Source organism: Pseudomonas yamanorum (assembly GCF_013386765.1).
Classification (GTDB): Bacteria; Pseudomonadota; Gammaproteobacteria; order Pseudomonadales; family Pseudomonadaceae; genus Aquipseudomonas; species Aquipseudomonas yamanorum_A.
The window spans coordinates 1-26,073 of record NZ_JACARE010000005.1; the positions used below are offsets into that span (position 1 = coordinate 1).

Consider the following 26,073-nt stretch of genomic DNA (forward strand, 5'->3'; position numbering starts at 1 on the left):
GTGTGAGTCAGGTCTACAGGGGAACGCTCAACGCCTGCGCAAACGCCTGGGGGGTAGGGCTTTCCAGCCACGTCGGAACGCCCTCCGCCAGCGTCACCCACGGCTGCTTGTGCCGCACCCAGATATGCGCCACCGGCTGCACGGCCGGGCTCTCATCCAGCGTTCCGACCCGCAGCACAACCAACCCTGGCGCGGCCGTCGTGGTGTTGCAGATCCGCGTATGGCACACCCCGCACAGTTGATGCTCCGAACGCTGCCCATCAACCTCATAGCCATATCCCGTCAGCGCCCCCTCGACCTTCAACGTGTCCGCCGGCAACAGCGCATGCAGGGCAAACGCGCTGCCGCTCCAGGTCTGGCAGTGCTGGCAATGGCAGGCGTACACCGCCAGTGGCGCGTCGGTATTGAGGGTGTAGGTCACGCTGGCGCAGCGGCATTGGCCGGTGAGTGTCATCAAAAACGATCCTGTGCAAAGTGAGGGCGAAACGCCCATCGGGTATGCTCGCCAGCATGCCGCAGCCCCCGCACAAAGAACATCCGCCAAAACTGCCCAGCGGCTCACAGGAAATGTATGAACCCCCCTCTACTTCAATGGGAAACCCAGCGCGCTTTCCTCGCCGTGTTGCGTACCGGCAGCCTGTCGGGCGCGGCCCGTTTGCTGGGGATTGCCCAGGCCACCGCGCGGCGACGGATCGAGGCGCTGGAGCTCAGCGTCGGGGTCAGTCTGTTTATCCGCTCACCCGCCGGGCTGCTGCCCACCGACACCGCCAAGGACCTGATCAGCCACGTCGAAGCGATGGCCGTTGCCGCCAACGCTTTCAACCGCGCCGCCTCGGCCGACGCGGCGCTGGCCGGCGGCACGGTGCGGCTTACCAGCGGCAAGCTGCTGGGGGTGGAGGTACTGCCGCCGATGTTGCGTAGCCTGCGCCGCGACCATCCGCAATTGGCCATTGAATTGAGCGTGTCCAACCGCCTGCAAGCCCTGGCGCTGCAGGAGGCCGACGTCGCCGTGCGCATCCGCCGCCCCACGGAAGCTACGGTGGTCGCGCGCAAGGTCGGCGACCTGCAAGTGGGGTTGTACGCCGCACCAGAGTTGCTGGCGGAGCAGGGCACCCCGGACACCGTGGCGCAATTGCACGGCTACCCGCTGATCGGGCCGGACCGCAATCTGCTGGAGATCGAATTCCTGCGTGAGCGCGGTTTTGACTGTTCGGCACCCCATGCGGTGATCCGCACCGACGATCACCTCGCCCAGTTGGCCGCGCTGCGTGCCGGGCTGGGGATTGGCGTGTGTTCACGCCAGGTGGCGCAACGTCACGGCCTGGTGCGCGTGCTGCAAGGGCAGGTGGATTTCAATGTCGACGTGTGGATCGCCATGCACCAGGACATGCGCAAGGTGCAGCGCATTGCCGTGGTGTTCGATGCCCTGGGCGGTGCCCTGGCGGATTTTCTTCAGCCGCGATAACGCAGCGCTTCCACCAGCAGCGCAAAGGCGGGCGAGGCCTGGCGACGGCTGGGGTAATACAGATGGAAGCCGGCAAACGGCGCGCACCAATCATCCAGCACCTGCACCAGTCGCCCGTCCGCCAGATAAGGCGCCACCAGGTCGGCGGGGATGTAGCTCAAGCCGAAGCCGTCGACCGCCGCCTTGAGCAATGGGTACACGCCGTTGAACGTCACCTGGCCAGACACCCGCACATTCAGGCTTTCCCCACCTTTGTTGAACTCCCACACATACAGGCCGCCATTGGTGGGCAGGCGCAAGTTGTTGCACGCGTGATCGGTCAAGTCCCGGGGCGTGCGGGGGATCTCGCGCTGGGCAAAGTAGGCCGGTGAACCCACCACCAGCATGCGCATGTCGGGGCTGATGCGCGTGGCAATCATGCCCTGGGCCACGTCTTCCCCCAGGCGTACACCGGCATCAAAACCGTGGGCGGCGATGTCGACAAAGCCGTAGTCGCAACACACTTCCACGCAGATATCCGGGTACTGCGCCAGGAACGGTTGCAACACCGGCCACAGGATGAATTCCAGCGCGTGGTCCATGGCGTTGATGCGGAGGGTGCCGGACGGCCTGTCTCGCAAATGGCTCAGGCCTTCAAGGCCCACCTGGATTTCATCGAAGTGCGGCCCGACCGTGTCGATCAAGTGTTGCCCGGCTTCGGTGGGCGACACGCTGCGGGTGGTGCGGGTCAGCAGGCGCAGCCCCAGGCGCGCCTCTAGGGCACGGATGGTATGGCTCAGCGCCGATTGGGAAACCCCGAGTTTGGCCGCCGCCTTGGTAAAGCTGCGCTCACGGGCTACCGCCAGAAAGGCAAGCAGGTCATTGGCGTTTTCCCTGAGCATTGGTGAGCCATCCTCATAAGTATTTTCGAATTCTAGCGGCTAATTATCACAATTCGTAACTGTTAGATTGGAATCATCCCCTTTATCCGGAGAACGACCATGCTTAAACGCACACTCGGTAACAGCCAGCTTGAAGTCTCGGCCCTGGGCCTCGGTTGCATGGGCATGAGCTTTGGCTACGGCCCCGCGGCGGACAAACAGCAGATGATTGCCTTGCTGCGCAACGCAGTTGAGCAAGGCGTGACCTTCTTCGATACCGCCGAAGTCTATGGCCCGTTCATCAATGAAGAACTGCTGGGTGAAGCCCTGTCGCCGCTGCGTGAGCAGGTGGTGATCGCCACCAAGTTCGGCTTTGCCCTGGACCCGTCCGGCAACGGCAAATGGTCGGGTCTCAACAGCCGGCCGGAGCATATTCGCCAGGTGGCCGAAGCCTCGCTCAAGCGCCTGAAGACGGATGTTATCGACCTGTTTTATCAGCATCGGGTTGACCCGAATGTGCCGATCGAAGAGGTGGCCGGCGCGGTGAAGGATTTGATTCAGGAAGGCAAGGTCAAGCACTTCGGCTTGTCGGAAGCCGGCGCCTCGACCATCCGCCGCGCCCACGCCGTTCAGCCGGTGACCGCGTTGCAAAGCGAGTACTCGCTGTGGTGGCGCAAGCCCGAGGCCGAGGTGTTGCCACTGCTGGAGGAACTCGGCATTGGCCTGGTGCCCTACAGCCCTTTGGGCAAAGGCTTTCTGACGGGCAAGTTCGACAGTCACAGCACCTTTGACAGCTCGGACTTTCGCAGCAATTTGCCGCGGTTCACGCCTGAAGCCTTGCAGGCCAACCAGGCGTTGGTGGAGTTGCTGCGCCAGGTCGCCCAGCGCAAACACGCCACGCCATCACAGATCGCACTGGCCTGGTTGCTGGCCCAGAAACCCTGGATCGTACCGATTCCGGGCACCACCAAAACCTCGCGCCTGACCGAAAACCTGGGGGCGGTGGAGGTGCAACTCAGCGCGGCAGAACTCAGTGAGCTGGATGTCGCCGCTGCCAACATCGCCGTGCACGGCGACCGCTATCCCGAAGCCCTGGAACGGATGACCGGGCTATGAAAACCAGCCTCGCAGCCACTGCGCTTTCACTGTCATTACTGGCACTCGACTCACAGGCACAGGAGTCCCCCATGCTGACCATTACGCCCAACGGCTCCCAGCCTTCAGCCAAAGGCCCGGCGGATTATTTCACTGGCACGGTGCGCGTCGACTCACCCTTCAAGGGCACCGACGCCGCGCGCGTCACCGGCGCCTTCGTCACCTTTGAGCCGGGCGCACGTACTGCCTGGCACACCCATCCCCTGGGGCAGACATTGATCGTGACAGCAGGCCTGGGCCAGGTTCAGGAATGGGGCCAGCCAGTGCGGGCAATTCGCCCCGGCGACACCGTGTGGATTGCCCCCGGGGTCAAGCATTGGCATGGCGCCACGGCCAACACCGCCATGACCCATATCGCGATCAACGAAATGCTCGACGGCAAGGTGGTGGACTGGATGGAGCAGGTCAGCGACGAGCAGTACGCGGCGCAGTAATCAGCTTCAGCGCCGCAACTGCGGCTCGCCTTCGATGCAACTCACCAGAAACTCCATCACCACCTTCACCGAAGGCGAGCGGCGCATGTCGGGATACACCGTCAGCCAGATATCGCGAACCGGGCCTTCGGTATTCGTTGCCAGCCGCACCAATGCCGCGTCGTGATCACCCACCAGCGTGGGCAACACCACCGCGCCGACCTGGGCCCGGGCGGCCATCTGCTGGGTAATCAGGTCGCTGGCGGCAAAGGCAATCGTGCGGTTGCCGCGCACCTGATGCATCCACGCCTGTTGGGGCAGGTGGTCGCGGGTGGCGTCATAGGCAATGAACGTCCACTGTTCGGCGGGTAACTGCTTGAGCTCGGGCGTGGCATAAAGGCCGAAACGCACGGCGCCGACCTTTCTGCGCACCAGCGCTTCTTCGTCGGGACGCACGGTACGCAGGGCGATATCGGCTTCGCCTTTGTCCAGGGCGGCCAGGGTTGTCGAGGACATCAACACGATATTCAGCCTGGGATACTGCGTCCTGAACCGTGCAACGTGGGGCGCGATGCAGTGGATGGCAATCGATGGCGGGCAACTGACCCGCACGGTACCTGCCACCTCGATCGAGGCCACGCGGGACAGGCGCATCACTTCAGTGGCCATCTCGCCCATCCCGGCCGCCAGTTTCGCCAGTGCCAAGCCTTCCTCTGTAAGTGGCCGGCTGCGGGGCAGGCGGTCCACCAGTTTGACGCCGAGGGCTTTTTCCAGGGCATCGACGCGTCGGCCCACGGTGGCGTGTTCCACCTGCAGCTCGCGGGCGGCCGCCGACAGCGACTGGGTACGCGCCAGTACGGTGAAGAAATACAGATCCTGCCAATCAAACATCGGGTTATTTCCGCACGGAGGGTGGGAGGTATTGGGGAATTCTCGTACAGAGTGGCGCCTTTTACCATGGCGCATTCCCACCGCAAGCGGAGTTGTCCCACGATGAAAGCCCTCACCCTTGAAACCTACGGCGGCCCTGAGGTCGTTCAACTGCGTCTGGATATGCCCAAGCCCCGGGTGACGCCCGGCCATGTGCTGATCAAGGTGGCCTGCGCCGGGATCAACTTTATGGATGTGCACACCCGCCAGGGCAAGTACGCCCAATCGGTGACTTACCCGGTGCGACTGCCCTGCACCCTGGGCATGGAAGGCGCCGGTGTGGTGGTGGAAGTGGGTGAGGGCGTAAGCCATCTGGCGCCGGGCGATCGGGTGGCGTGGTGCATCTCCTGGGGCGCGTTTGCTGAATACGCCAGTGTGCCTGCGGCGCGGGTGGCGCAAATTCCGAATGCGATCGGCTTCGATCAGGCGGCTGCGGCGATGTTCCAGGGCTGCACGGCGCACTACCTGATTGAGGATGTTGCCCGGTTGCAGGCGGGCAACAGCTGCTTGATCCATGCGGCTTCCGGCAGCATCGGCCAGTTGCTGGTGCAGATGGCCCATCGACTCGGTGCCACGGTATTCACCACCGGTAGCAGTGCCGAAAAATGTGCGATTGCCCGTCAGCGTGGTGCTGATCAGGCATGGCAATACGAGGGATTTGCCGAGCGGGTATTGGCGGCAACCGAAGGGCAGGGTGTGGATGTGGTGTTCGATTCGGTGGGCAAGGCCACGTTGCGGGAAAGTTTCAAGGCGTGCCGCACGCGAGGGTTGATCGTCAATTACGGGAATGTCTCCGGCTCGATCACTGATCTGGACCCGATGGAGTTGGGGGAGGCTGGCTCACTGTTTCTGACTCGCCCACGGCTGAACGATCACATGGCCGACGGCCCGACTGTGCAACGGCGTGCCAATGCGGTGTTCGCGGCGATGCTTGAGGGTTCGCTGACGGTGGATATCGAAGGGCATTACACCCTGGAAGAGGTGCAGCAGGTGCACGCGCGGATTGAAGCCAGGCAGCAGATTGGCAAGGCGGTAGCGTGGCTGGATCGTGAGCTGTGTTAACCGCGAACGGCGACTTACGTTGGCGAGGAAGCTTGCGTGGCGAGGGAGCTTGCTCCCGCTGGGCTGCGAAGCGGCCCTAAAACCTGCCAATGGGGTCTCCCTGAAGAAATGAGGTGCATTCATTGGGGCTGCTGCGCAGCCCAGCGGGAGCAAGCTCCCTCGCCACACAAGCTCCCTCGCCACAGGGTTTTGTGGCGCTGTTGAAGAGTGGTAAACAGCAGGCGAAAAAAAGCCGGCTGATCAGGCCGGCTGGGGGTGAACCGCAAACAGCTGGGGTTATGCGCGGTTTTCCATCAGGCGGTCTGCACCACCTTCGGCTACACGGTTGCCTTGAAGACGCTCTGCACCACCTTCAGCTACGCGGTTTTCTTGAAGACGGTCAGCACCACCTTCAGCCACGCGGTTTTCTTGAAGACGATCAGCACCACCTTCAGCTACACGACGTTCCAGCAACCGATCAGAACCACCTTCAGCCACACGACGTTCCAGCAAACGGTCCGAACCGCCCTCAGCCACGCGGCTGTCCATCAGGCGATCCGCGCCGCCTTCAGCGAGGGCAGGTTGGGTAAAGGCGCTTACAGCAAGTACCGAGAAAGCGAGGCTAAGCAAGAGTTGGCGTTTCATGATGGTGTGCTCCGGGATGTCATTGGTTGGTATGGATGTGATGGTACGCGGTGGATTTTTTTAGAGAACTTCATTGCGCTGATGGTGACTATCGACGCCAGCGATGGCCCGTTTTCCCGGGCCATCGCGCCGGCCATCACGGCATTTCAGGCAGTTCCCGAGGGCGCAGGTCGAACACCAGCACTTCGGCATTCTCGCCATGGCTCAGGTGAATCTCCCGCTCATCGCGCACTCGGGCACCGTCGCCTTCGTGCAAGCGCTGGCCGTTGACTTCAACGCTGCCCCGCGCCACATGGATGTAGGCATAGCGCTCCGGGGCCAGGGTGAGGCTCGCGGTTTCAAAGCCGTTGAACAGCCCGGCATACACCCGTGCATCCTGGCGTACGCCAAGGGCGCCATCGGTGCCTTCCGGCGAAATGATCAACTGCAACCGGCCGCGTTTTTGCGCTTCGGTGAAGTGCTCTTGCTGATAGCGCGGTTCGGCGCCGGCCACATTCGGCACGATCCAGATTTGCAGGAAGTGCACGCCCTGGGTGTGGCTGTGGTTGAACTCGCTGTGGGCCACGCCGCTGCCGGCGCTCATCAGTTGCACATCGCCTGGGCGAATCACCGAGCCGGTGCCCAGGGTGTCCTTGTGTTCCAGGGCGCCTTCGAGCACATAGGAGAAAATCTCCATGTCGCGATGCGGGTGCTGGCCGAAGCCCTTGCCGGCGGCAACCCGGTCATCGTTGATCACCAGCAGGTCGGAAAAACCTTGCTCCTTGGGATTCCAGTAGTTGGCGAACGAGAAGGTGTGAAACGACTTCAACCAACCGTGATTGGCGGCGCCGCGTTCCGAGGCGTTGCGAAGGGTCAGCATGGGGTGTTCTCCTCAAGGGAAGCTGGCTGCGAGATGCAGGGCTTCGGTGTGAGGAGAAGGTTACTGGTTAGCGATAGGTTGATTAAGAAGCTGGAATCGGAATGACTGTCCTGTATCAGTTGACAGTTGATGGCATGCCATAATGCGTGGATTCATCTCCCTGAACGGACAATTCCCTACAATGAAAACCGTGGCCATGGCGCTGTTTCCCGACTTCCTCCTGCTCGACATGGCCGGGCCGCTGGAAGTGTTTTCCATTGCCAATCGCTACCTGGAACCGTCCGCCCACTATCAGATCCTGACCCTCGGGACCGAGCCCGGGCCGTTGCGGGCCTCCAATGGCGTGGTGGTGCACCCCGACCTGCCACTGGACCAGGCCCACGAGGCGTATGACTTGCTACTGGTGCCCGGCGGCCCCGGTGCCTACAACGAATGCCACCCGGCCTTGTTGCCGTGGCTCAAGGCGGCCGCGCCCCGCGCCCGACGGTTCGGCTCCATCTGCACCGGCGCCTTCGTGCTGGGGTACGCGGGTTTGCTGGACGGCCAGCGCGTGACCACCCATTGGCATTACACCGAGCGGCTGATCAAGGCCTTTCCCAAGGCCATCGTCGAGACCGACCGCATCTACTTGCAGGACGGCCGTCTCATCACCTCGGGCGGCGTGACGGCGGGCATTGACCTGGCGCTGTCCATCGTCGCCCAGGACCACGGCAAGCAAGTGGCGGTCGATGTGGCCAAGGTGTTGCTGGTGGTCATGAAGCGCCAGGGCGGCCAGGCTCAGTTCAGCCCGATGACCGCTGCGGTGGCCCCTCAGGAAACTGCGATTACCCGGGTGCAGACCCACGTGCTGGAGCGGCTGGACCAGGCCTTTACCATCGAGTCCATGGCGCAATTGGCGGGCATGAGTACGCGGCACTTTGCACGGGTGTTCGCCAAGGAAGTGCAGATGACCCCGATGGCCTTCCTGCAAGGTGCGCGCATCGATCGCGCCCGGCACCTGCTGGAGAGCAGCGACCTGCCGCTCAAGACCGTCGCGTTTCACGCAGGCTTTGGCAGCGTGCGACACATGCGTTTTCTGTTCAGTGAAAAACTCGGCTTGAACCCGACCCAATACCGCCAGCAATTCAGCTGATGTCCGTCTGGCGCACCTGAATGTCCGTGTGGATCCCTGTGCCAGCATTGTCCTGTCACCGGTAGCTGGCAAGATAGCTGTCAGTCCCATGGAAAAGGATGCGCAGACGCCCAAGGCCGGGTGTTTCAGCGCTTTGACGAGCATGAATAGCCTTCATACGATCGAACCGGAATGCGCAGTGCGCTTCGGCCCCTTCACCTTCTATCCCCAGCAGCGCCTGGTGTGCGAAGAGGGCAGGCCGCTGCCGTTGGGTGGGCGCGCCCTGGACATTCTCGCGGTGCTGGTGGAGCAGGCCGGGGAGTTTGTCAGCAAGGCGACGCTGATCGCCCGGGTGTGGCCGTGCAGCGTGGTGGAGGAGAACAACCTGCGGGTGCACATCGCGGCCTTGCGCCGTGCCCTGGCCGATGGCGAGGGCGGGCGGCGCTATATCATCAACCTGCCGCAGCGCGGCTATTGTTTTGTTGCGACGCAGCCGCTGCACGCGGAACCTGCGCAGCCTTTACCTGAACATAACCTGCCGGCTCGTCTTGTCCCGGTGTTTGGCCTGGATCCGCTGGCGCATGCCCTTGCACGACGTTTGCCGGGGCAATCGCTGATGACGCTCACCGGGTGCGCAGGCGTCGGTAAAACCACCCTGGCCCTGCACCTGGCCGAGCAGGTGCTGGCGCGTTATCGCGACGGTGTGTGGCGGGTGGAGTTGGCCGGTATCCGTCAGCTATCGGGTGTGGTCGGTGAACTGGCCAAGGTACTCGGGATCGCCGTTGAACCGGGTGGCACGTTGCAAGGTTTTTGCCGGCAACTGGCGTCGCGGCAATTGCTGTTGGTGCTTGATGGGTGTGAACAGGCATTGGCCGCGTGTCGCAACCTGGTGTTCGCGCTACGGGAAATGGCGCCCCGGGTGACGCTGTTGCTGAGCAGTCGCGAAGCCTTGCACATTCCCGGCGAGTGGGTTCAGCGGGTGCCGGCGCTGGCAGTGCCGCCGTTGTCGGCATTGGCCGACGTCGACCACGCGCTGGCATATCCTGCAGTGCAGCTATTTGTCAGCCGGGCCCAGGCTTGCCAACAGGGCTTTGGCTTGCGCACGCAAGACCTGGCGCCCCTGCGGGATATCTGCCGGCGTCTCGACGGTATCCCACTGGCCCTGGAACTGGCGGCGGCCCAGGTCGATGCCTTGGGCATCAAGGGCCTGCAAGTGCAGTTGGCGAATGGCTTGCTGGTGCTGACTCGCGGGCGGCGCACGGCCGTTGGGCGTCATCAATCCATGAGCGCGGCACTGGACTGGACCTACGAGCGCTTGAGCCTGCCGGAGCGCTGGCTGTTTCTCCAATTGGGCTTGTTCAAGATGGCGGTGACTGTGCCGACACTGGGCGCGCTGATTGCCGGCACGGAACTGGAACACGCCGACTTGCCTTATCTGCTGGCACGGTTGGTAGCCACCTCGTTGCTGACCGTCGAACCTGGCCCCGGCCCCCGGCGTTATCGCCTGCTCAACAGCGTGCGCGCCTACGCGTTGGCCCGCCTGGGTGACCCCGACCAGGTGGCCCTGTTGCAGCAGGGCTACGGGCATTACCTTGGGCCGTTTTCAGGCCGGCAGTTTGTGGTGCAGTTCGTCGAGCAGGCCGCGCACGCTCACTAGGTCTGGTGTGGAAAACCCTTCGGTAAAGCGCCCATGGACGCTTTGCAACAGGTCGCGCGCGGCGGCGTATCGGCCCTCGCGCTGCCATAACCGGGCCAGTGACAGGGCGCTGCGCAGCTCCCAGGCCAAGGCTCCCTGCTGGTGAGCCAGCCCCAGCGCCTCCAGCAACAGGCTTTCCGCCGCCTGCGTTGTGGAGGGGGCAGCCTGGCGCAGCAGGGTGTCGGCCCGCGCCCGCAGGATCTCTGCGGTGCACCAGCCCGCAGCACCCTGGCGGGCGCGTTCGAAGCAGGCCTCATCCACCTCCCGGGTGTGCAGGGTCACCACGATGTCCCTGATCAGACCCAGGCCCGGGGTGGCGTCCTGGTGCACCACGCCGTCCAGTGCCCACGCGTAATGCCTGGCCCAGGTGTCGAACAGCAGCACCGAGTGTTTTCGAGCCTGCTGCGCCAACAGCTCCAGCATTGATCTTGCGGCCCCGTCGTCGCCGTTGTAGTGGGCAATGACCACACCCGCGAGGGCCAGTGTGTAGCAGATGGAGGTGCCGTGATTGATTTGCAGCGCCAGCTCCAGCGCCTGGCGCGCGGTACGCCAGGCGCGTTCAGGGAAACCCTGGAGCCAGAGGATGCGCGCCAGCACCGTCAGCGACGCCACGCTCTGGTCGTATTGCACGCCAAATCCATGGGTAAACCGATTGAGATGGCCGCTGTGGGCCATGCGTTGCATCACCTGTTCGGCGTTGTGCCGCGCCAGCGCCTGGTTGCCGGCGAAATGTTGCGCCAGTACCCGCAGGCGTTGTGCGCTCAAGTCCAGCAGCGGTAGGGCGTTGGGGTCCAGGCGGTCAAAATGCAGGCTTTGGCGCAGGGCCTGGCGGTAATTGCCGTTGCACAGGTTGACTGCCATATGGCCGGACACGGCCCTGAGCTGGCCGGCGAGATCGCGGCTGCCTTCGGCCAGTTGCCGTGCCTGCTCAAAGGCGTTGATGGTCTGCGGGGTTGCGCCCTGGGTGTGATAGGAAAAGCTGCCCAGGGCCAATTGCAGTTGCAGGTGCAAGTGCGCGCAGGGTGCAGCCGACTGCTGAAGCAACGCCAGGGCCTTGCCCACATACAAACCATGTTCGGTGAGCAGCGACAGTTCCTGCCACAGCGGCATCGCGCTGACCGTCAAGCGGATGGCCAGCAGCGGCGCGCCGGCCTGGCTCAACCCCCAGTCGAGGGCAGCGCGCACATCTTCGCGGCACGCTGCATAGCGGTCGAGCCATTGCTGGGTGGGCACTCGTTCCCAGTCGGCTTGCGCCTGATTCATCAGGGTCAGGCATCGGGCGGCGTGTCGCTCACGGCTGGCCTCCAGCTCGCAGGCGGCACTGAGTTTCTCCAGGGCATAGGTGCGGGTGATGTCCAGCAGCCGATAAGCCACCTCTTCATCGCCCACCTCAACGGTGAGCAGGGACTTGGCCACCAACTGCGTGATCGAACCCAGCACCTGCGTCGGTTCAATGTGCTCAGCTGCGATCACCGCCGCCGCCGACTCCAGGGTGAAGCCTCCCCGGAACACTGCCAGACGGCGCAGGCACACCTGTTCGCAGGTGGTCAGCAGATCGAAGCTCCACTCCAGGGTGGCGCGCAGGGTCTGGTGCCGGGGCAGGGCGCTGCGTCGGCCGCGGGTCAACAGGCGGAAATTATCCTCCATCTGCACCAGCAAACCCTTCAGGCCAAAGCGCTCGATTTGCGCCGCCACCAGTTCGATCGCCAAGGGAATGCCGTCCAGGCGCCGGCAGATATCAATGGCCAGGGGCAGGTCGGCGTCACTCAGTTCAAAGCCGTCCCAGCGCGACAGCGCCCGCTCCACCAGCAATTGCAGCGCCGGGTACGCCATGGCTTCGGCGCGATCGCCAGTGGCCGGCGGGCACGCCAAAGGCTCCAGGCGTTGCACGAACTCACCTTCGGCGCGCAGCGCTTCGCGGCTGGTGGCCAGGATGTGCAACTGGGGGGCACTGCGCAGCAGGGTTTCGCTGATCAGCGCAATGTCGTCGAGCAGGTGTTCGCAGTTGTCGATCACCAGCAACATCTGGCGCTCACGCAGCAGGCCGGCGAGGCCGCACAAGGGCTCGTGACTGGGTGGCGTCAGCTCCAGCAGGGCGGCCAGGTTGGGCACGATCATTGAGGGTTGGCTCAGGGGCGCCAGGTCCAGCAGGCGGATGCCGTCGCGGTACCGTCCGATCAGCAGTTCGGCCACCCGCAGGGCGACGGTGGTCTTGCCGATACCGCCGGCACCCGTGAGGGTGATGAAGCGGTGTTGCGGCAACTGTTGCACCAGGCTTTCGATCAGGGCCTGGCGCCCGAGCATCCGGGTGCGGCGCAGCGGCAGGTTGTGCCCTGGATGGGCCGCTGGGCTGTGGCCTTCCAATGCAGTGGGCTCGACACTCAGGGGTGCCACAAAACTGTAGCCACGCTGTGCCACGGTGACGATATAGCGCTGCCCGGCCTGGCCGTCGCCCAGGGCCTTGCGCAGGGCCGCCATGTGCACCCGCAGGTTGCCATCCTCCACCACGGTCTTGGGCCAGACCCGGGCGATCAGCTCCTGCTTGCTCACCACCTGGCCGGCGTGCTCCAGCAAAATCAGCAGGATATCCACCGCCCTGCGGCCCAGGCGCAACGGCCGGCCACCCTCCAGCACCACGCGCTGGCGCGGGTGGATCCGGTAGGGGCCGAAATGCATGGCCTGGTCGCTGGGGTTGCTCATGCGCGGTCTCTGGAGCGGGGTCTGTGGTGCATATTCCAGAGGTTTGCGCCGGGGTGCAATCACCACTAGGCGGCGACCACGCGCAGTTGGTGGTTTCGCCAGGTCATCGGGTTCACGCCTTCGCTGCGGCTGAAAATGTGGCAGAAGTGCGCCTGGTCGCAAAAACCGCATTCCTGGCTGATTTGGGTCAGGCTCAAGCCAGAGCTGATGATCAATTCCTTGGCCCGCTGGATACGTTGTTGCCGAATCCATTCCTGGGGAGAGAGGCCCGTGGTGCATTTAAAGGCGCGAGAGAAGTGGCTGCGGGACAGGGCGCAGGCGCGGGCCAGCTCGGTGACCTCCAGGCTTTCCCCAAGATTCGCCAGGATCAGCTGTTTGACCATGCGTTCGCGGCGGGTACACAGGCCGCCGGTGGCGGGGGAGTGCGCGTGCCGGTCAGGTGCGATTTGCTCAAGTCGGGCCATGACAGATTCCGTGGTCGATGGGAGCGTTCCCGGTGAGTGAAAGTCCAGTGTAGACGGCCGTATTCTTGGCGCCGGGGCTCTGGCTGGCGAGTTAATCGTTGTTAATTTCGCCAGGTGACTGCGGAAAAAAGACAGCACAGGCATGCAATTGCACACGCCTTGAACGTGGTTAGCTGACGAGGTCCTCACCTCCCGGGAAACCCTATGAATCGCAACGACTTGCGCCGTGTCGACATGAACCTGCTGGTGATTTTCGAGGCCCTGATGTTCGAAAAGAACCTGACCCGGGTGGCCGAAAAGCTGTTCATGGGCCAGCCGGCAGTGAGTGCGGCCCTGGGCCGGTTGCGCGACCTGTTCGATGACCCGCTGCTGCTGCGCAATGGTCGCGGCATGGAGCCCACGCCACGGGCAGTGGCGATCCTCAAGGAGTTGCAACCGGCCATGGACACCATCTCCGGCGCGGTCAGCCGTGCAAAGGACTTCGACCCGTCCACCAGCTGTGCCGTGTTTCGCATCGGGCTGTCGGATGACGCCGAGTTCGGCTTGTTTCCGCCGTTGCTCAGCCAGCTGCGCGAAGAGGCACCGGGGATCATCGTGGTGGTGCGGCGGGCAAACTACTTGTTGATGTCGGCGTTGTTGGCCAGTGGCGAGATTTCCGTGGGGGTCAGCTACACCACCGAGCTGCCGGCCAATGCCAAGCGCAAGAAGCTGCGGGATATTCCGTGCAAGGTCCTGCGGGGGGACGACCGGCCCGAGCCGTTGACCCTGGATGACTACTGTTCACGGCCCCATGCCATGGTTTCGTTTTCCGGTGACTTGAGCGGCAACATCGACCTGGACCTCGCGCGCATCGGCCGGGCGCGACGGGTGGTGTTGGCGGTGCCGCAATTCAGTGGGTTGCGGGCGCTGCTGGCCGGCAGCGAGATGATCGCGACGGTGCCCGATTATGCCGCGTGCGCGCTGATCGAAGGCTGCGGGTTGCGGGCCGAGGACCCACCGTTTGCCATCGATGCGGCAGAGCTGTCGATGGTGTGGAGCGGGGTGCACGACAATGACCCGGCGGAACGCTGGTTGCGCTCGCGAATTGGCGAACACATGTCCCGGGCGTTGTAACAGAGCACGTACATCCAATTTTTCCGTGGCACCTGACCCCACACTGCGGTCATCGCTTAGGTATTTACGGGAGGAGCACGATGGACTCAGCAGCGCGGCAAGGCGGCCCGGACGAGGTGGTCACCCTGGTGGTCAAGCACCGCATCAAACCCGGCCTTGAAGCCGACTACGAAGCCTGGCTGCGGCGCATCGTGCGCATCGCCGGTGAACGCCCGGGCCACCTGGGCGTCGACGTGGTGCGCAGCAAGCAGGGCGGCCTCGCACTGTTCACCTGTGTGCTGCGCTACCGCTCCACCGACGACCTGGAGCGCTGGCTGGATTCACCCCAACGCCAGGCGCTGATCAACGAAGCCACGCCAATGCTGGCCGACGGCGACCAGACCGAGATCGGCGCGGTCAACGAGTTCTGGTTTTCGCCCCTGGCCGATACCGCCGCCAAACCGCCGCGCTGGAAACAGGCGGTGGTCACGCTGCTGGTGATCCTGCCGCTGACCTTGCTGGTGCCCATCATCTGGGGCCCGGTCCTGAGGCTGCATCCGTTCCTGTCCAACTACATCGTCGCCACCTTCCTGGTCACCCTGACCATCGTTGTACTGGTGGTTTACCTGCTGATGCCGGCGGCCACCCGCCTGTTCGCGCCCTGGCTTGAAGCCTCTGTAAAGGAAACCCTATGAACGCCGATCTGATTCTGTTCAATGGCCAGTTCCACACCGTGGACCGTGAAAACCCTCGCGCCACGGCAGTCGCCATCCACCAGGGGCGCTTCGTCGCGGTAGGCACCGACGGCGAAGCCCTGGCCTTGCGGGGCAGCGGCACCCAGGTCATCGACCTCAAGGGCCGCACCGTGATCCCCGGCCTCAACGACTCGCACCTGCACCTGATCCGTGGCGGCCTGAACTACAACCTCGAACTGCGCTGGGAAGGCGTGCCGTCCCTGGCCGATGCCCTGCGCATGCTCAAGGACCAGGCCGACCGCACGCCCACGCCGCAGTGGGTGCGGGTGGTGGGCGGCTGGAACGAATTCCAGTTCGCCGAAAAACGCATGCCCACCCTCGACGAACTCAACCAGGCCGCCCCCGACACGCCGGTGTTCGTGCTGCACCTGTATGACCGCGCCTTGCTCAACCGCGCAGCCCTGCGGGTGGCCGGCTACACCAAGGACACACCGAACCCGCCCGGCGGCGAGATCGTGCGCGACAGCAACGGCAACCCCACCGGCATGCTGGTGGCGCGGCCCAACGCGATGATTCTCTACGCGACCCTGGCCAAGGGCCCGAAACTGCCCCTGGAATACCAGGTGAACTCCACCCGCCAGTTCATGCGCGAACTCAACCGGCTGGGCCTCACCAGCGCCATCGACGCCGGCGGCGGTTTTCAGAATTACCCCGACGACTACGCGGTGATCGAACAGTTGGCCAAGGATGAGCAACTGACCGTGCGCATCGCCTACAACCTGTTCACCCAGAAGCCCAAGGAAGAACTCAGCGACTTCAAGAACTGGACCGGCAGCGTGACCCTGCACCAGGGCGACGACTACCTGCGCCACAACGGCGCAGGCGAAATGCTGGTGTTCTCGGCGGCCGACTTCGAAGACTTCCTTGAGCCACGCCCGGACCTGCCCCTGACCATGGAGCAGGAACTGGAACCGGTGGTGCGCCACCTGGTAGAGCAGCGCTGGCCGTTCCGCCTGCACGCTACTTACAACGAATCGATCTCACGGATGCTCGACGTCTTCGAGAAGGTCAACCGCGACATTCCGTTCAACGGCCTGCCATGGTTCTTCGACCACGCCGAAACCATCACCCCGCAGAACATCGAGCGGGTGCGAGCACTGGGTGGCGGCATCGCGATCCAGGACCGCATGGCATTCCAGGGCGAATACTTTGTGGAGCGCTACGGCGCCAAGGCCGCCGAGGCCACGCCGCCGATCAAGCGCATGCTCGCCGAAGGCGTGCCGGTGGGCGCCGGCACCGACGCCACCCGAGTGTCGAGCTACAACCCCTGGACCTCGCTGTACTGGATGGTCAGCGGCCGCACCGTGGGCGGGCTGGAACTGCACGCCGAAGGCTTGCCCCGGCTGACCGCCCTGGAACTGTTCACCCACGGCAGCGCCTGGTTCTCGTCCGAACAGGGCAAGAAAGGCCAGGTCAAGGTCGGCCAACTGGCGGACGTGGCAGCGCTGTCGGCGGACTTCTTCAGCGTCGACGAAGAAGCCATCAAGTGGATCGAATCGGTACTGACCGTGGTCGGCGGCAAGGTGGTGTACGGCGCCGGCGACTTTGAAGACTTCGCGCCACCCAGCGTGCCGGTACTGCCGGACTGGTCGCCGGTGGTCAAGGTGCCGGGCCACTGGCGCCCGACCTCAACGCTGCAGGCCCAGGTGCACCAGTGCAGCGGCCCGTGCGGCGTGCATTCCCATAGCCATGAACGGGCGCGTCTGTCGAGCGTGCCGGTCAGCGACTTCCAGGGTTTCTGGGGCGCGTTTGGCTGCTCGTGTTTTGCCTTCTGAATCAACCCCAAAGGAGTATTCCCATGTCTTACAAACGCCTGAACAAAGATGACGCCGTGGTACTGCTGGTGGACCACCAGACCGGCCTGATTTCGCTGGTGCAGGATTTCTCGCCCAACGAATTCAAGAACAACGTGCTGGCCCTGGCGGACCTGGCCAAGTTCTTCAAGCTGCCGACCATCCTCACCACCAGCTTCGAAAACGGCCCCAATGGCCCGATGGTGCCGGAGCTGAAAGAACTGTTCCCGGACGCCCCGTACATCCCGCGTCCTGGCCAGATCAACGCGTGGGACAACGAAGATTTCGTCCAGGCGGTGAAAGCCACCGGGCGCAAGCAACTGATCATCGCCGGTGTGGTGACTGACGTGTGCGTGACCTTCCCGACGCTGTCGGCCCTGGCCGAAGGTTTTGAAGTGTTCGTGGTTACCGATGCATCGGGCACCTTCAACGAAACCGTGCAACAGGCCGCGTGGGCCCGCATGACGGCTGCCGGTGCACAACTGGTGAACTGGTTCTCGGTGGCCTGCGAGCTGCAAGGGGATTGGCGCAACGACATGGAAGGCCTGGCCAACTTGCTGTCGCCGCGCATTCCCAACTACCGCAACCTGATGAACAGCTACTCGGCGCTGGCGGCGAAGTAACCTCAGGGCCGAAGCAACCTCCTTGTGGCGAGGGAGCTTGCTGTGGTGAGGGAGCTTGCTGTGGCGAGGGAGCTTGCTCCCGCTGGAGTGCGAAGCGCTCCCAGGATTTTTGGGGCCGCTACGCAGCCCAGCGGGAGCAAGCTCCCTCGCCACAGCAAGCTCCCTCGCCACATGGGTATCGACATTTGATTGGTGGTGATGCGACAACCCGGTTATAAAGAGCTTCAGCGTCCACCGAGAAGCGACAATGAACCCCTTCGAAGACATGCGCCTGTTTTGCCAGGTCATGGAGTCCGGCAGTTTCACCGCCGCCGCCGAACACCTTGGGCTGTCCAAGCAATTTGTCAGCCGCCGCCTGATCCAGCTGGAAGAGCGCCTGGGCGTGCGCCTGCTCAACCGCTCCACGCGCCGCCTGGACGTCACGCCCCTGGGCCAGAGCTACTACGAATCCGCCCTGCGCCTGCTCAGTGAAGTCGAGCAAGTGGAGCAGGGCATCGCCGGCCAGAACACCGACCCCCGTGGCACCATTCGCCTGAGCGCGCCGCTGTCGTTCGCCATGGCGCACCTGGGCTGCCTGCTGCCGCTGTTCCTGCAACGCCACCCCCACGTCACGGTGGAAGTGGACCTGAGCGACCGCCCGGTAGACCTGATCAGCGAAGGCTACGACCTGGTGCTGCGCATCGGTATCCTCGAAGACTCGACCCTGATCGCCCGGCGCATCGCCAGCGTGCAACGCGTGTACTGCGCCAGCCCGGACTACCTGGCCCGCCACGGTACGCCCCGGAACCCCAACGACCTTGCCGACCACGAATGCCTGCCCTACGGCCATGGCCGCCAGGTGCAATGGCACTTCAAGGTCGACGGCAAACCCCACACCCGCAACGTCAGCGGGCGCATGCGCGTCAACAATGGCGAGTTGCTGCGGGATGCTGCGGTGGCAGGATTGGGCATCACCTATTTGCCGAACTTTATCGTCGCCCAAGCCCTGCAGGATGGCCGTCTGGTGACGCTGCTGGAAGACTTCGCGCCCGAGTCCCTGACCCTTTCCGCCGTGTACCCCCAGCACCGCCAGAGCTCGCGCCCGGTGCAGGCGTTGATCGAGTTCTTGCGTGAAAGCCTGGCCGGCGGTTGCTAGTCAAACGTATGTCCCCCTGTAGGAGCGAGCTTGCTCGCGAAGGACGTTAACGATGACGCGGGCATCCTGGAAGCACGCATTGCCCTTGTGTTTTTCGCGAGCAAGCTCGCTCCTACAGGGAGGTGCACTCAGAACGCATACTGCACCCGGCTGTAGTAATACCCGCCGGTAAACCCGAACGGCGAATAACTGCCCCAGTTGTCGCCGAACGAGGAGTTCTTCACGCCGATGTGATCCGGGTATTTGTCGAACAGGTTCTGCGCGCCCACGGCCACCGTCAGTTGCTTGGTGATCGCGTACGCCACGTCGAGGTCGGTGATCCACTTGGCCGAATAGGTGCGGTCCAGGCTCGGGTCGCTGGAGCTGTTGACCTCGGTGTAGGTGCCGTAGCGGGTCAAGCGCAGGTTGACGTCGAAGTCGTGGATCGCCCAGTCGGCAGAGAAGATCATCTTGCTGCTGGGTGAGGTCTTGGTGATCAGCGCGCGCGACTGGCGGCCCATCAACTGGAAGTCGCCCAGGGCGGCGAGCTGCGCCGGGGTGTCGTTGACGCTGAGGATTTGCGTGTGGTTGTAGTTCAGCGCCGCAGTCCATTTCACCGAGCCATAGCGGTCGAGGTTTTGCCGGTAGTTGCCCACCACGTCCACGCCGGAGGTACGGGTGTTGGCGCCGTTGGTGAAGTACTGCGCGCCCGCCGTGGCCGGTACGCCGATGCCGTCCAGCAACGCCGCAATGCCCGGGCCCTGGAAGCGTTCGCTGAGCACCAGGCGGTCCCGCAGGTTGATCACGTAGCCGTCCACCGTCAGGCTCAGGTCGTCGCTTGGGGTCAGGGCGAAACCGAGGCTGAAGTTGGTCGAGCGCTCCGGCTTCAGCGCCTTGGCGCCCAGGGCCTGGGCACCGGCGGAATCCACCGGCAGGATCACGTAGTTATATGACTGGTACACCCCGTTGATGGTGTCGAACCCGGTAGAGCGCGCGGTGAAGATTTCGTTGGCCAGGGACGGCGCACGAAAGCCGTTGCTCACGGTGCCGCGCAGGGCGAATACCGGGTTGAACGCATACCGCGTGCTGAGCTTGCCGCTGCGGGTACCGCCGACGCCTTCGTTGTAATGCTCGTAGCGCCCGGCCACGCCGACGTACCACTGCTCGGTGGGGTAGAAGCCCAGGTCGACATAGCTGGCGACGCTGTTGCGGCTGATCTTCTGTGCGTCTTCCGGGCGGATGCCGTTGGTGACCTGGGCGCCTGGGTCGGGTCGCTGCCCGGCCCGTGGATGGCCCGCGGGGAACACGTAGCCGCCATCGATATACGATGCCTCGGAGCCGGCGCGGGTTTCGTAGCTTTCGCGCCGGTGCTCCAGGCCGAACGCTACATCCAGCGGCTTGGCCAGGCCGATCTCGTAGGCGTTTTTCAGGTCCAGGTTGGTGGTGAGCTGATCGGCGATGTAGATCCCGGAGGTGAACTTGTTCGGTGTGCTTTCACCCAGGGAGGGGTTCTGGTTGTCGTAGGTGCGCTGCTTGGCGTAGTTGCGCCCGTAGGTACTGCTCAGGTCCCAGGCCCAGCCGCCGCCGAGGTCGTTGCCCTTCGCGCCGAAGGCCGATTGAAAGTCGGTCTCGTTGACCAGCCAGTACGGGCTGTAGCCGTTGGGGTAACCATTGGGGCCGGTGGTAATGGTGTTGCGGCCGTTGGGCAGGCGGAAGTTCTGGCCGTCGTTGTTCTCCCGGGTCGCGAGGGTGGAGAAGGAGTACAGCGTCAGGTCGTCGTTCAGCGGCAGGTCGAGGTTGTAGGCGACGTCGGCCAGTTGGCTGCGGGGCGAACCATAGCCTTTGTAGGTGTGGTGGCTGGAGGTGGCTTCGCGCGGGTCGGCGGAACCGTCCGCCAGCGGGTAGTAATGGCTGCTGTAGCCGTTGCTGCCGGCCTTGTTGTCGCGCTCCTGGTAGCGGGTGTCGAGGGACACATTAAGCACCCCGGCTTCGCCCACCGCAAAGCCATAGTTCAGCGCCTCCTGGCCGGTGCCGCGCTTGCCGTCGTAGTTCTGGCCCAGGGTGGTGTCGGAACTGCCGCCGGTGGTCTGCTTGAGGATGATATTGATCACCCCCGAAATCGCATCCGAACCGTACTGCGCCGCCGCACCGTCACGCAGCACTTCCACATGGTCGATGGCGGCTACCGGGATCAGGTCCAGGTCGCTGGGAGCGGCGCCGCTGTTGATGCCGTTGATGTTCAGGGTGGCGCTGGTGTGGCGGCGCTTGCCGTTGACCAGCACCAGTACGTGGGAAGCGGTGAGGCCGCGCAACGTGGCCGAGCGCACCACGCCGCTGGCGTCCCAACCGGCGCGGTCGGGCAGGTTGAACGAGGGGATGAGTTTGCCCAGGGCTTCCAGCAGGCTCGGCTTGCCCACAGCCCGCAGTTGTTCGCCGCTGATCACATCAATCGGCGTGGGGCTGGTGGTAACCGTGCGCTGTTCGGCGCCACGGTTGCCGGTGACCACCACGGTGTCGAGGGTGGGAGAGCGGTCTTCGGCGGATTCGACGCCGAAGGACGCCAGGCCGCAGGCCAGCGAGAGCGGCAGGAGTTTCAGTTGATTGTGCCGGTGTAACTTTTTGCGGTCAGGAAGCTTGCTGTGGTGAGAGAGCTTGCTGTGGCGAGGGAGCTTGCTGTGGCGAGGGAGCTTGCTGTGGTGAGAGAGCTTGCTGTGGCGAGGGAGCTTGCTCCCGCTGGGCTGCGCAGCAGCCCCAACGCCAGCGCCACGGTTTTCCAGGAGAACGGCGGTGTCAGGTTTTGGGGCCGCTACGCGCCCCAGCGGGAGCAAGCTCCCTCGCCACAAAGGCGTGGTCAGCCAGTTGATTTTTCGCATGAGAGTGAAGCTCCTTGGTCTCGGGTGATGTCCCTGTCAGCGTTTGCGCGCGGCAACCGCTTCGATTTCTACCAGGCCGCCGGGCAGTGGCAACGCGACGACCTGCACCGCCGTGCGCGCCGGCTTTTTCGGTTGCTCGGCACTGCCGAAGAACGGCGTGTAGCCTTCCTGCAAACCGGCAAAATCGAGCTTGCCGCCCTTGGCAGGATCACCCACCAGGAACACCCGCAACTGCACCACATCCCCCAGGTCCAGCCCCTGGCTTTGCAGCACACCCTTGAGCTTGTTCAGGATCGAAGTGGTCTGGATCGCCGTGTCGCCATACGCGGCAAACGAGTCTTTCGGCGCCTTGGCGTCATGCACATCAGCCAGCAACCCACTGACAAACAGCAGCTCGGTCTGCGGTGGCACCGACACTGCCAGCGAGATCGGGAAGTTCGAGTTGGGCAGCGGCACGCGCTTGATCTCATCGGCGTGGGCGGCGAGGGTGGTGGCGGTCATCAGCAGTCCTGCAAGAAGAGTCTTCATGGGTTCATTCCTTGAGTGAGAAATTTCAGGCGGCGACGCCCGGTTGCTGGCGTTCGGCATGCCGGCCGATCAGCGCGACGATGCGCCGTGCCGAATCGGCGGCACTGTTCTGCCAGATGCCGACGCCGCCGTGGGCGAGGGCGTCGCTGGCCAGGTACGTGCGGCCCTGAGGTTCGTTGAGCACGCGATAGGCGCTTTCGCCCACCTCGTCGTTAACGATCCACGGGCCCTTGCTGTAGCTGACTTTCGACCAGTTGATCGCCACCGGTTTTTGCAACTTGGCGCTGTGGCCGGGGTGCAGCAGCTCCACCGCCTGGCGTGAAGAGGCGAACTGTTCGGCCAGGGATTTCTGGCTGAAGGCCTGGGCCGATTCGCTGGTGTTGTAGGCCGCCACCAGAATCCCCTGGGCGCTGTTGAGACGGTCGCTGGGGTACCACAAGCCTTTGACTTCATGGTCGAGGTACGACAGGCCGCCGTAGATGTTGAAGTCGGTTTCCCAGAAGCGCGGTGCCTGCCACGCCACCTTGTTGGCCTGGTCGCTTTGCGCGGTCTGGATCGCCTGCTTGAACGGTGCCGTGAAGTTGCTCGCAAGCTTGGCCAGCAGCGGCAACGGCACGGTGACGATGGCGTAGTCGGCGCTCAGGGTCTGGGTCTTGCCGCTGAGACGGTCGCGGTAGCTGATGCGACTGCCTTGCTCCGACGTCTGGATATCGCTGACCTCAGCGTTGAAACGCACCGCATCTTTCAGGTGTTCGTAGAAGGCATACGGAATGCGGTCCATGCCGCCCACCGGCTGGAACATGGTGGAGGAAAACTCAGGTATTTCATCGAACACCAGCGCGCCCCACAGCTTGGGATTGAGCAGGGTTTGCAGCTCCAGCGGCGCGCGGGTCACGCCGGTCTGGTCGCCGGCGCCGGGCACGCGGGTGTAGCCGGAACGCACCGAGCCCTTGTATTGCAGGTCGCCGTTGAGGTCGCCATACACCTTGAGGAAACTCAGCAGGGCCTTGCGGTCGTCCACGCTCAGGTCCTGGTCCAGCGCCTTGCGGCTGACGGTGCGGGCCAGCAGTTCAGAGAGCTGGCCGCGGGTGTCGTTGACCGCCTGGCGCAGTTGGAACGCCGGCTGCTGCGTGTCCGGCCGGGCCAGGGCATTGCGGCTGCTGTTGACCAGCACTTGCAACTCCACACCCAGTTCGCGGCAGTAGCCGAGGATCGTTTGGTGGTGGCTGGGAATCCGCGCCGGGCCGGCATTGAAAAACTGCCCGTCGTCAAAGTCGACGGTCTGGCTGACGCCGTCGTCGAAGTCGACTTTGGTGCCTCGGCGCAGCGTCCAGTTGCGCCCACCCACCCGGTCACGGGCTTCCAGGATCGTCACGTTGAAACCGGCCTTGCGCAGCTCATAGGCGCTGACCAGCCCGGAGATTCCGGCGCCGACCACCACCACGCTCTTGCCTTTGCCGGTGCTGCCCAATTGCAGCGGGGTGAAGCTCGATGCCACTGCCTGAGGCGTCAGCCCCAGCGCGCCCAATGCGCTGACAGCGGCGGAATAACCGCCCACGGCGGCAATGCGGGAAATCAGTTCCCTGCGGGTAAAAGCCATGATTCGCTCCTTGAGATAGCGGTGCTTTTGGAGGTAGTAGCGTCAGAGGTCGTAGCGCACGGTCAGCAACAGGGTTCGTGGGTCGTTGACCGAGTAGTAGCGGGCGCCGCTGGAGGGCACGTAGCCCACCGACTGCGGGTAGGCGCGGTCCAGCAGGTTTTTCACCGCCAGGGTGGTGGTCCAGTGGCCGTCGCTGCTGATGTAGCGGGTGTTGGCGTTCCAGAAGGTTTGCTGCGGGATTTCCTGGATGTCGTCGTTCAGCGCATTGGCGTAGGACTTGGTCTGGAACTGCGCATCGGTGCCCGCAAGCAGAGTGCCGGGCAGCCCGGCCGGGATGGTGTAGTTCAGGCCCAGGCTGGCGTTCCAGCGCGGCGAGAACACCAACTGCTTGCCGTTGGCATCCACCCCGGCACCGCTGGCGTTCTGGAAGTCGTCGTACTTGCTTTGCAGGTAGCCGACGTTGGCGGTCAGTTGCAGGTCGCGGCTCAGGGCGGTGAGGGTTTCCAGCTCCACGCCGTAGGTGTGGGCACGGCCAACGTTGGTGCGCAGGCTCACCCCCAGCGCCGGGTCATAGGCGTTGGTTTGCAGGTCTTTGTAGTCGTTGTAGAACACCGCGACGTTGGCCCGCAGGCGCTGGTCGAAGAAGTCGCCCTTGACCCCGGTTTCCCAGGTGGTCACGTCTTCCGGGGAGAACGCCTGTTCGGCGGCGGCCTGGGTCGGTGCGCGGTTGTCGTAGCCGCCTGCCTTGAAGCCCTTGGCGACGTAGGCGTACTGGTTCAGGTGTGGGGTCCAGGCGTATTCGAAGCCGATTTTCGGGCTGGTGGATTGCCAGGATTTGCTCGACTCGGCGGTGAAGTTGGTGCCGGTGATCTGTCGGTCGGTGTTGATCGCATAGTTGGTGAAGTCGAAATTCTTGTGCTCGCGGGTAAAGCGCAAGCCGGCGATCAGCGACAGTTGTTGCGTGAGCTTGTAGGTGCCCTGGCCATACAGCGCATAGCTTTCGGTGTTGGTGGTGCTGTATTGGCCCTGGCCGATCACCCGGTTGCGGGCGACGGAATAGGTGAGGTTGTCGCGGTCGGCGTCGAACTTCTCGCGGTACAGGTACACGCCGGTGCTGAAGCTGAAATCGTCGTAGTCGCCGTTGAGCTGGAACTCCTGGGTCGCGTAGTTCTGCTTGTACAGGATCAGGTTGTTCTGGATCAGCGCGGCTTGCCCTGAGTTGTCATAGTCCACCGGTTGGTGGAACGCCGAGTAGGCGGTGACGGACTTGAAACTCAGATGATCGTCGATCGCATAGATCGCCCGCAGCACCGAGCTGCCCTGGTCCAGGCGGTTCTTCGGGTCGAGGCTGCTGTAGCTCTTGAACTTGTCGAAATGCCCGTTGGCGTCGAAGGGCGTGTAGCTGGTGGTGTCGCCCCGGTCGAAGGTGCCGGCCAGGGTCAGTTGCACATCCCAGGGCGAATCCACCGGCTTGTAGCGCAGCTTGCCGCGATAGGACTGGATGTCGACGTTGTTCACGTCCTTGCCCCGTGTAGGGTCGGACACGGTGCCATCGCGGCTCAGGCGAATCGCCGAGAAGCTGCCGAACAGCGCGTTGTCCACCAACGGGCCGCTGATCAGCAGGCGGGCGTTCTGGGCGTCATAGCTGCCGGCGCCCAGCTCCACGAATCCACGGGTTTCCTGGGTCGGGTCGCGGGTGATCACACGGATCGCGCCGGCGCTGCTGTTGCGTCCGTACAGCGTGCCCTGAGGGCCGCGCAGCACTTCGACGCGCTCCACATCGTTGAAGTCGAGCATCGAGGAAATGGCGCGGGGGATGTACAGGTCATCGGCGTAGACGGCGACGGCGGCTTCCTGGATCGGGTCGGTTTCGCCGATGCCGCGGATGCCGTAGGTCTGGGCGCTGTAGGAGATCGACTGGCGGCTGAGTGTCAGGTTCGGTACCTGGCCGGCGAGGTCGCGCACGCTGTTGATCTGCTTGTCTTCGAGGGCCTTTTCGTCGAACGCGGAAATCGCCAGCGGAGTTTTTTGCAGGTCTTCGCTGCGGTGCTCGGCGGTGACGTTGACCACCGGAAGGGCGGTGTCATCGGCGTGGGCGGTGAGGCCGAACAGGGCGAGGGAGACGGCCAGTGTCAGGCGATTGGGTACGGCGGTAGGACTCATGATGGACCCCTGAGGTGGTTGACGGTTTAGGCAAAGTCGGGCCTCCACCTGGTCAGGGGTCGGTAATGGATGTAACAGTATTTGTATAAATGCCGGGCGTAAAAGTCCGATTAGTTATAAGTTAATTATAAAAAATAGGTATGTAGTGGTTTGATTGAGATGCGTAAGGCTGATGATATTTTTCGGCCAACAA

Annotated in this window: 22 protein-coding genes; 11 read left to right on the top strand and 11 right to left on the bottom strand. The window is 63.7% G+C overall.

Annotated elements, in window-relative coordinates; translation table 11 throughout:
• Positions 1-13 precede the first annotated feature (13 nt).
• On the bottom strand, positions 14-454 hold the full coding sequence (locus HX875_RS03055; protein ID WP_177041544.1) for a GFA family protein: 441 nt from the start codon (positions 452-454) through the stop codon (positions 14-16).
• 117 nt (positions 455-571) lie between these two features.
• Between HX875_RS03055 and HX875_RS03060 the strand changes: the two genes are divergently transcribed.
• Positions 572-1,465 carry a LysR family transcriptional regulator gene (locus HX875_RS03060; RefSeq protein WP_177041546.1) on the top strand — a complete coding sequence of 298 codons (894 nt, stop codon included), beginning with the start codon at positions 572-574 and terminating at the stop codon, positions 1,463-1,465.
• Here HX875_RS03060 and HX875_RS03065 read toward each other — a convergent pair.
• The gene (locus tag HX875_RS03065; RefSeq protein ID WP_177041548.1) at positions 1,453-2,346 is read right to left on the bottom strand and encodes a LysR family transcriptional regulator; all 894 of its coding nucleotides are present in this window, start codon (positions 2,344-2,346) and stop codon (positions 1,453-1,455) included. The genes HX875_RS03060 and HX875_RS03065 overlap by 13 nt on opposite strands.
• 99 nt (positions 2,347-2,445) lie before the next feature.
• Between HX875_RS03065 and HX875_RS03070 the strand changes: the two genes are divergently transcribed.
• Together HX875_RS03070 and HX875_RS03075 are read left to right on the top strand one after the other, a co-directional pair.
• Positions 2,446-3,441, top strand: a complete 996-nt coding sequence (locus HX875_RS03070; RefSeq protein ID WP_177041550.1) for an aldo/keto reductase — start codon at positions 2,446-2,448, stop codon at positions 3,439-3,441.
• A gap of 71 nt (positions 3,442-3,512) precedes the next feature.
• Complete coding sequence (locus HX875_RS03075) at positions 3,513-3,914, top strand: (R)-mandelonitrile lyase (RefSeq protein WP_017479045.1); 402 nt, start codon at positions 3,513-3,515, stop codon at positions 3,912-3,914.
• A gap of 6 nt (positions 3,915-3,920) precedes the next feature.
• Here the strand turns inward: HX875_RS03075 and HX875_RS03080 are convergent, their stop codons facing one another.
• Positions 3,921-4,784, bottom strand: a complete 864-nt coding sequence (locus HX875_RS03080; RefSeq protein WP_177041551.1) for a LysR family transcriptional regulator — start codon at positions 4,782-4,784, stop codon at positions 3,921-3,923.
• Between the two features lie 102 nt (positions 4,785-4,886).
• Between HX875_RS03080 and HX875_RS03085 the strand changes: the two genes are divergently transcribed.
• Positions 4,887-5,885 (top strand): quinone oxidoreductase family protein, encoded by a 999-nt coding sequence (locus HX875_RS03085; protein ID WP_177041553.1) that lies wholly within the window; start codon positions 4,887-4,889, stop codon positions 5,883-5,885.
• A 276-nt stretch (positions 5,886-6,161) separates the two neighbouring features.
• On the opposite strand, the gene HX875_RS03090 is transcribed toward HX875_RS03085, so the two are convergent.
• Together HX875_RS03090 and HX875_RS03095 are read right to left on the bottom strand one after the other, a co-directional pair.
• Positions 6,162-6,509 carry a hypothetical protein gene (locus HX875_RS03090; protein ID WP_177041554.1) on the bottom strand — a complete coding sequence of 116 codons (348 nt, stop codon included), beginning with the start codon at positions 6,507-6,509 and terminating at the stop codon, positions 6,162-6,164.
• A 136-nt stretch (positions 6,510-6,645) separates the two neighbouring features.
• Positions 6,646-7,368, bottom strand: a complete 723-nt coding sequence (locus HX875_RS03095; protein WP_177041555.1) for a pirin family protein — start codon at positions 7,366-7,368, stop codon at positions 6,646-6,648.
• Between the two features lie 181 nt (positions 7,369-7,549).
• On the opposite strand from HX875_RS03095, the gene HX875_RS03100 reads away from it, so the two are divergent.
• Both HX875_RS03100 and HX875_RS03105 read left to right on the top strand, forming a co-directional pair.
• The gene (locus HX875_RS03100; protein WP_177041588.1) at positions 7,550-8,500 is read left to right on the top strand and encodes a GlxA family transcriptional regulator; all 951 of its coding nucleotides are present in this window, start codon (positions 7,550-7,552) and stop codon (positions 8,498-8,500) included.
• An 88-nt stretch (positions 8,501-8,588) separates the two neighbouring features.
• A complete protein-coding gene (locus tag HX875_RS03105) occupies positions 8,589-10,136 on the top strand; it encodes an ATP-binding protein (RefSeq protein WP_177041556.1) in 1,548 nt (515 codons plus the stop codon).
• Here HX875_RS03105 and HX875_RS03110 read toward each other — a convergent pair.
• Together HX875_RS03110 and HX875_RS03115 are read right to left on the bottom strand one after the other, a co-directional pair.
• Positions 10,083-12,875: an ATP-binding protein gene (locus HX875_RS03110; RefSeq protein WP_177041557.1), complete on the bottom strand. Its 2,793-nt coding sequence runs from the start codon at positions 12,873-12,875 to the stop codon at positions 10,083-10,085. The genes HX875_RS03105 and HX875_RS03110 overlap by 54 nt on opposite strands.
• 65 nt (positions 12,876-12,940) lie before the next feature.
• Positions 12,941-13,339, bottom strand: a complete 399-nt coding sequence (locus HX875_RS03115; RefSeq protein ID WP_177041558.1) for a helix-turn-helix domain-containing protein — start codon at positions 13,337-13,339, stop codon at positions 12,941-12,943.
• A 204-nt stretch (positions 13,340-13,543) separates the two neighbouring features.
• Between HX875_RS03115 and HX875_RS03120 the strand changes: the two genes are divergently transcribed.
• From HX875_RS03120 to HX875_RS03140, 5 genes are all read left to right on the top strand, one after another.
• A complete protein-coding gene (locus HX875_RS03120; RefSeq protein WP_177041559.1) occupies positions 13,544-14,452 on the top strand; it encodes a LysR family transcriptional regulator in 909 nt (302 codons plus the stop codon).
• Between the two features lie 80 nt (positions 14,453-14,532).
• Complete coding sequence (locus tag HX875_RS03125) at positions 14,533-15,126, top strand: antibiotic biosynthesis monooxygenase (RefSeq protein WP_177041560.1); 594 nt, start codon at positions 14,533-14,535, stop codon at positions 15,124-15,126.
• The gene (locus HX875_RS03130; protein WP_177041561.1) at positions 15,123-16,961 is read left to right on the top strand and encodes an amidohydrolase; all 1,839 of its coding nucleotides are present in this window, start codon (positions 15,123-15,125) and stop codon (positions 16,959-16,961) included. The genes HX875_RS03125 and HX875_RS03130 overlap by 4 nt, the downstream gene beginning before the upstream one ends.
• Positions 16,962-16,978: 17 nt before the next feature.
• The gene (gene ycaC, locus HX875_RS03135) at positions 16,979-17,602 is read left to right on the top strand and encodes an isochorismate family cysteine hydrolase YcaC (protein ID WP_177041590.1); all 624 of its coding nucleotides are present in this window, start codon (positions 16,979-16,981) and stop codon (positions 17,600-17,602) included.
• A gap of 247 nt (positions 17,603-17,849) precedes the next feature.
• A complete protein-coding gene (locus HX875_RS03140) occupies positions 17,850-18,737 on the top strand; it encodes a LysR family transcriptional regulator (protein ID WP_177041563.1) in 888 nt (295 codons plus the stop codon).
• Positions 18,738-18,865: 128 nt separating this feature from the next.
• Here the strand turns inward: HX875_RS03140 and HX875_RS03145 are convergent, their stop codons facing one another.
• From HX875_RS03145 to HX875_RS03160, 4 genes are read right to left on the bottom strand one after another with little or no spacing between them, the layout of a single operon-like run.
• Positions 18,866-21,589, bottom strand: a complete 2,724-nt coding sequence (locus tag HX875_RS03145; protein WP_256348025.1) for a TonB-dependent receptor plug domain-containing protein — start codon at positions 21,587-21,589, stop codon at positions 18,866-18,868.
• A gap of 36 nt (positions 21,590-21,625) precedes the next feature.
• Entirely contained in the window at positions 21,626-22,117 is a 492-nt protein-coding gene (locus HX875_RS03150; RefSeq protein WP_177041565.1) for a RidA family protein, read from the bottom strand.
• Between the two features lie 25 nt (positions 22,118-22,142).
• Positions 22,143-23,717 (bottom strand): flavin monoamine oxidase family protein, encoded by a 1,575-nt coding sequence (locus HX875_RS03155; protein ID WP_177041567.1) that lies wholly within the window; start codon positions 23,715-23,717, stop codon positions 22,143-22,145.
• Between the two features lie 42 nt (positions 23,718-23,759).
• Positions 23,760-25,880 (bottom strand): TonB-dependent receptor, encoded by a 2,121-nt coding sequence (locus tag HX875_RS03160; protein WP_177041569.1) that lies wholly within the window; start codon positions 25,878-25,880, stop codon positions 23,760-23,762.
• Positions 25,881-26,073 lie beyond the last annotated feature (193 nt).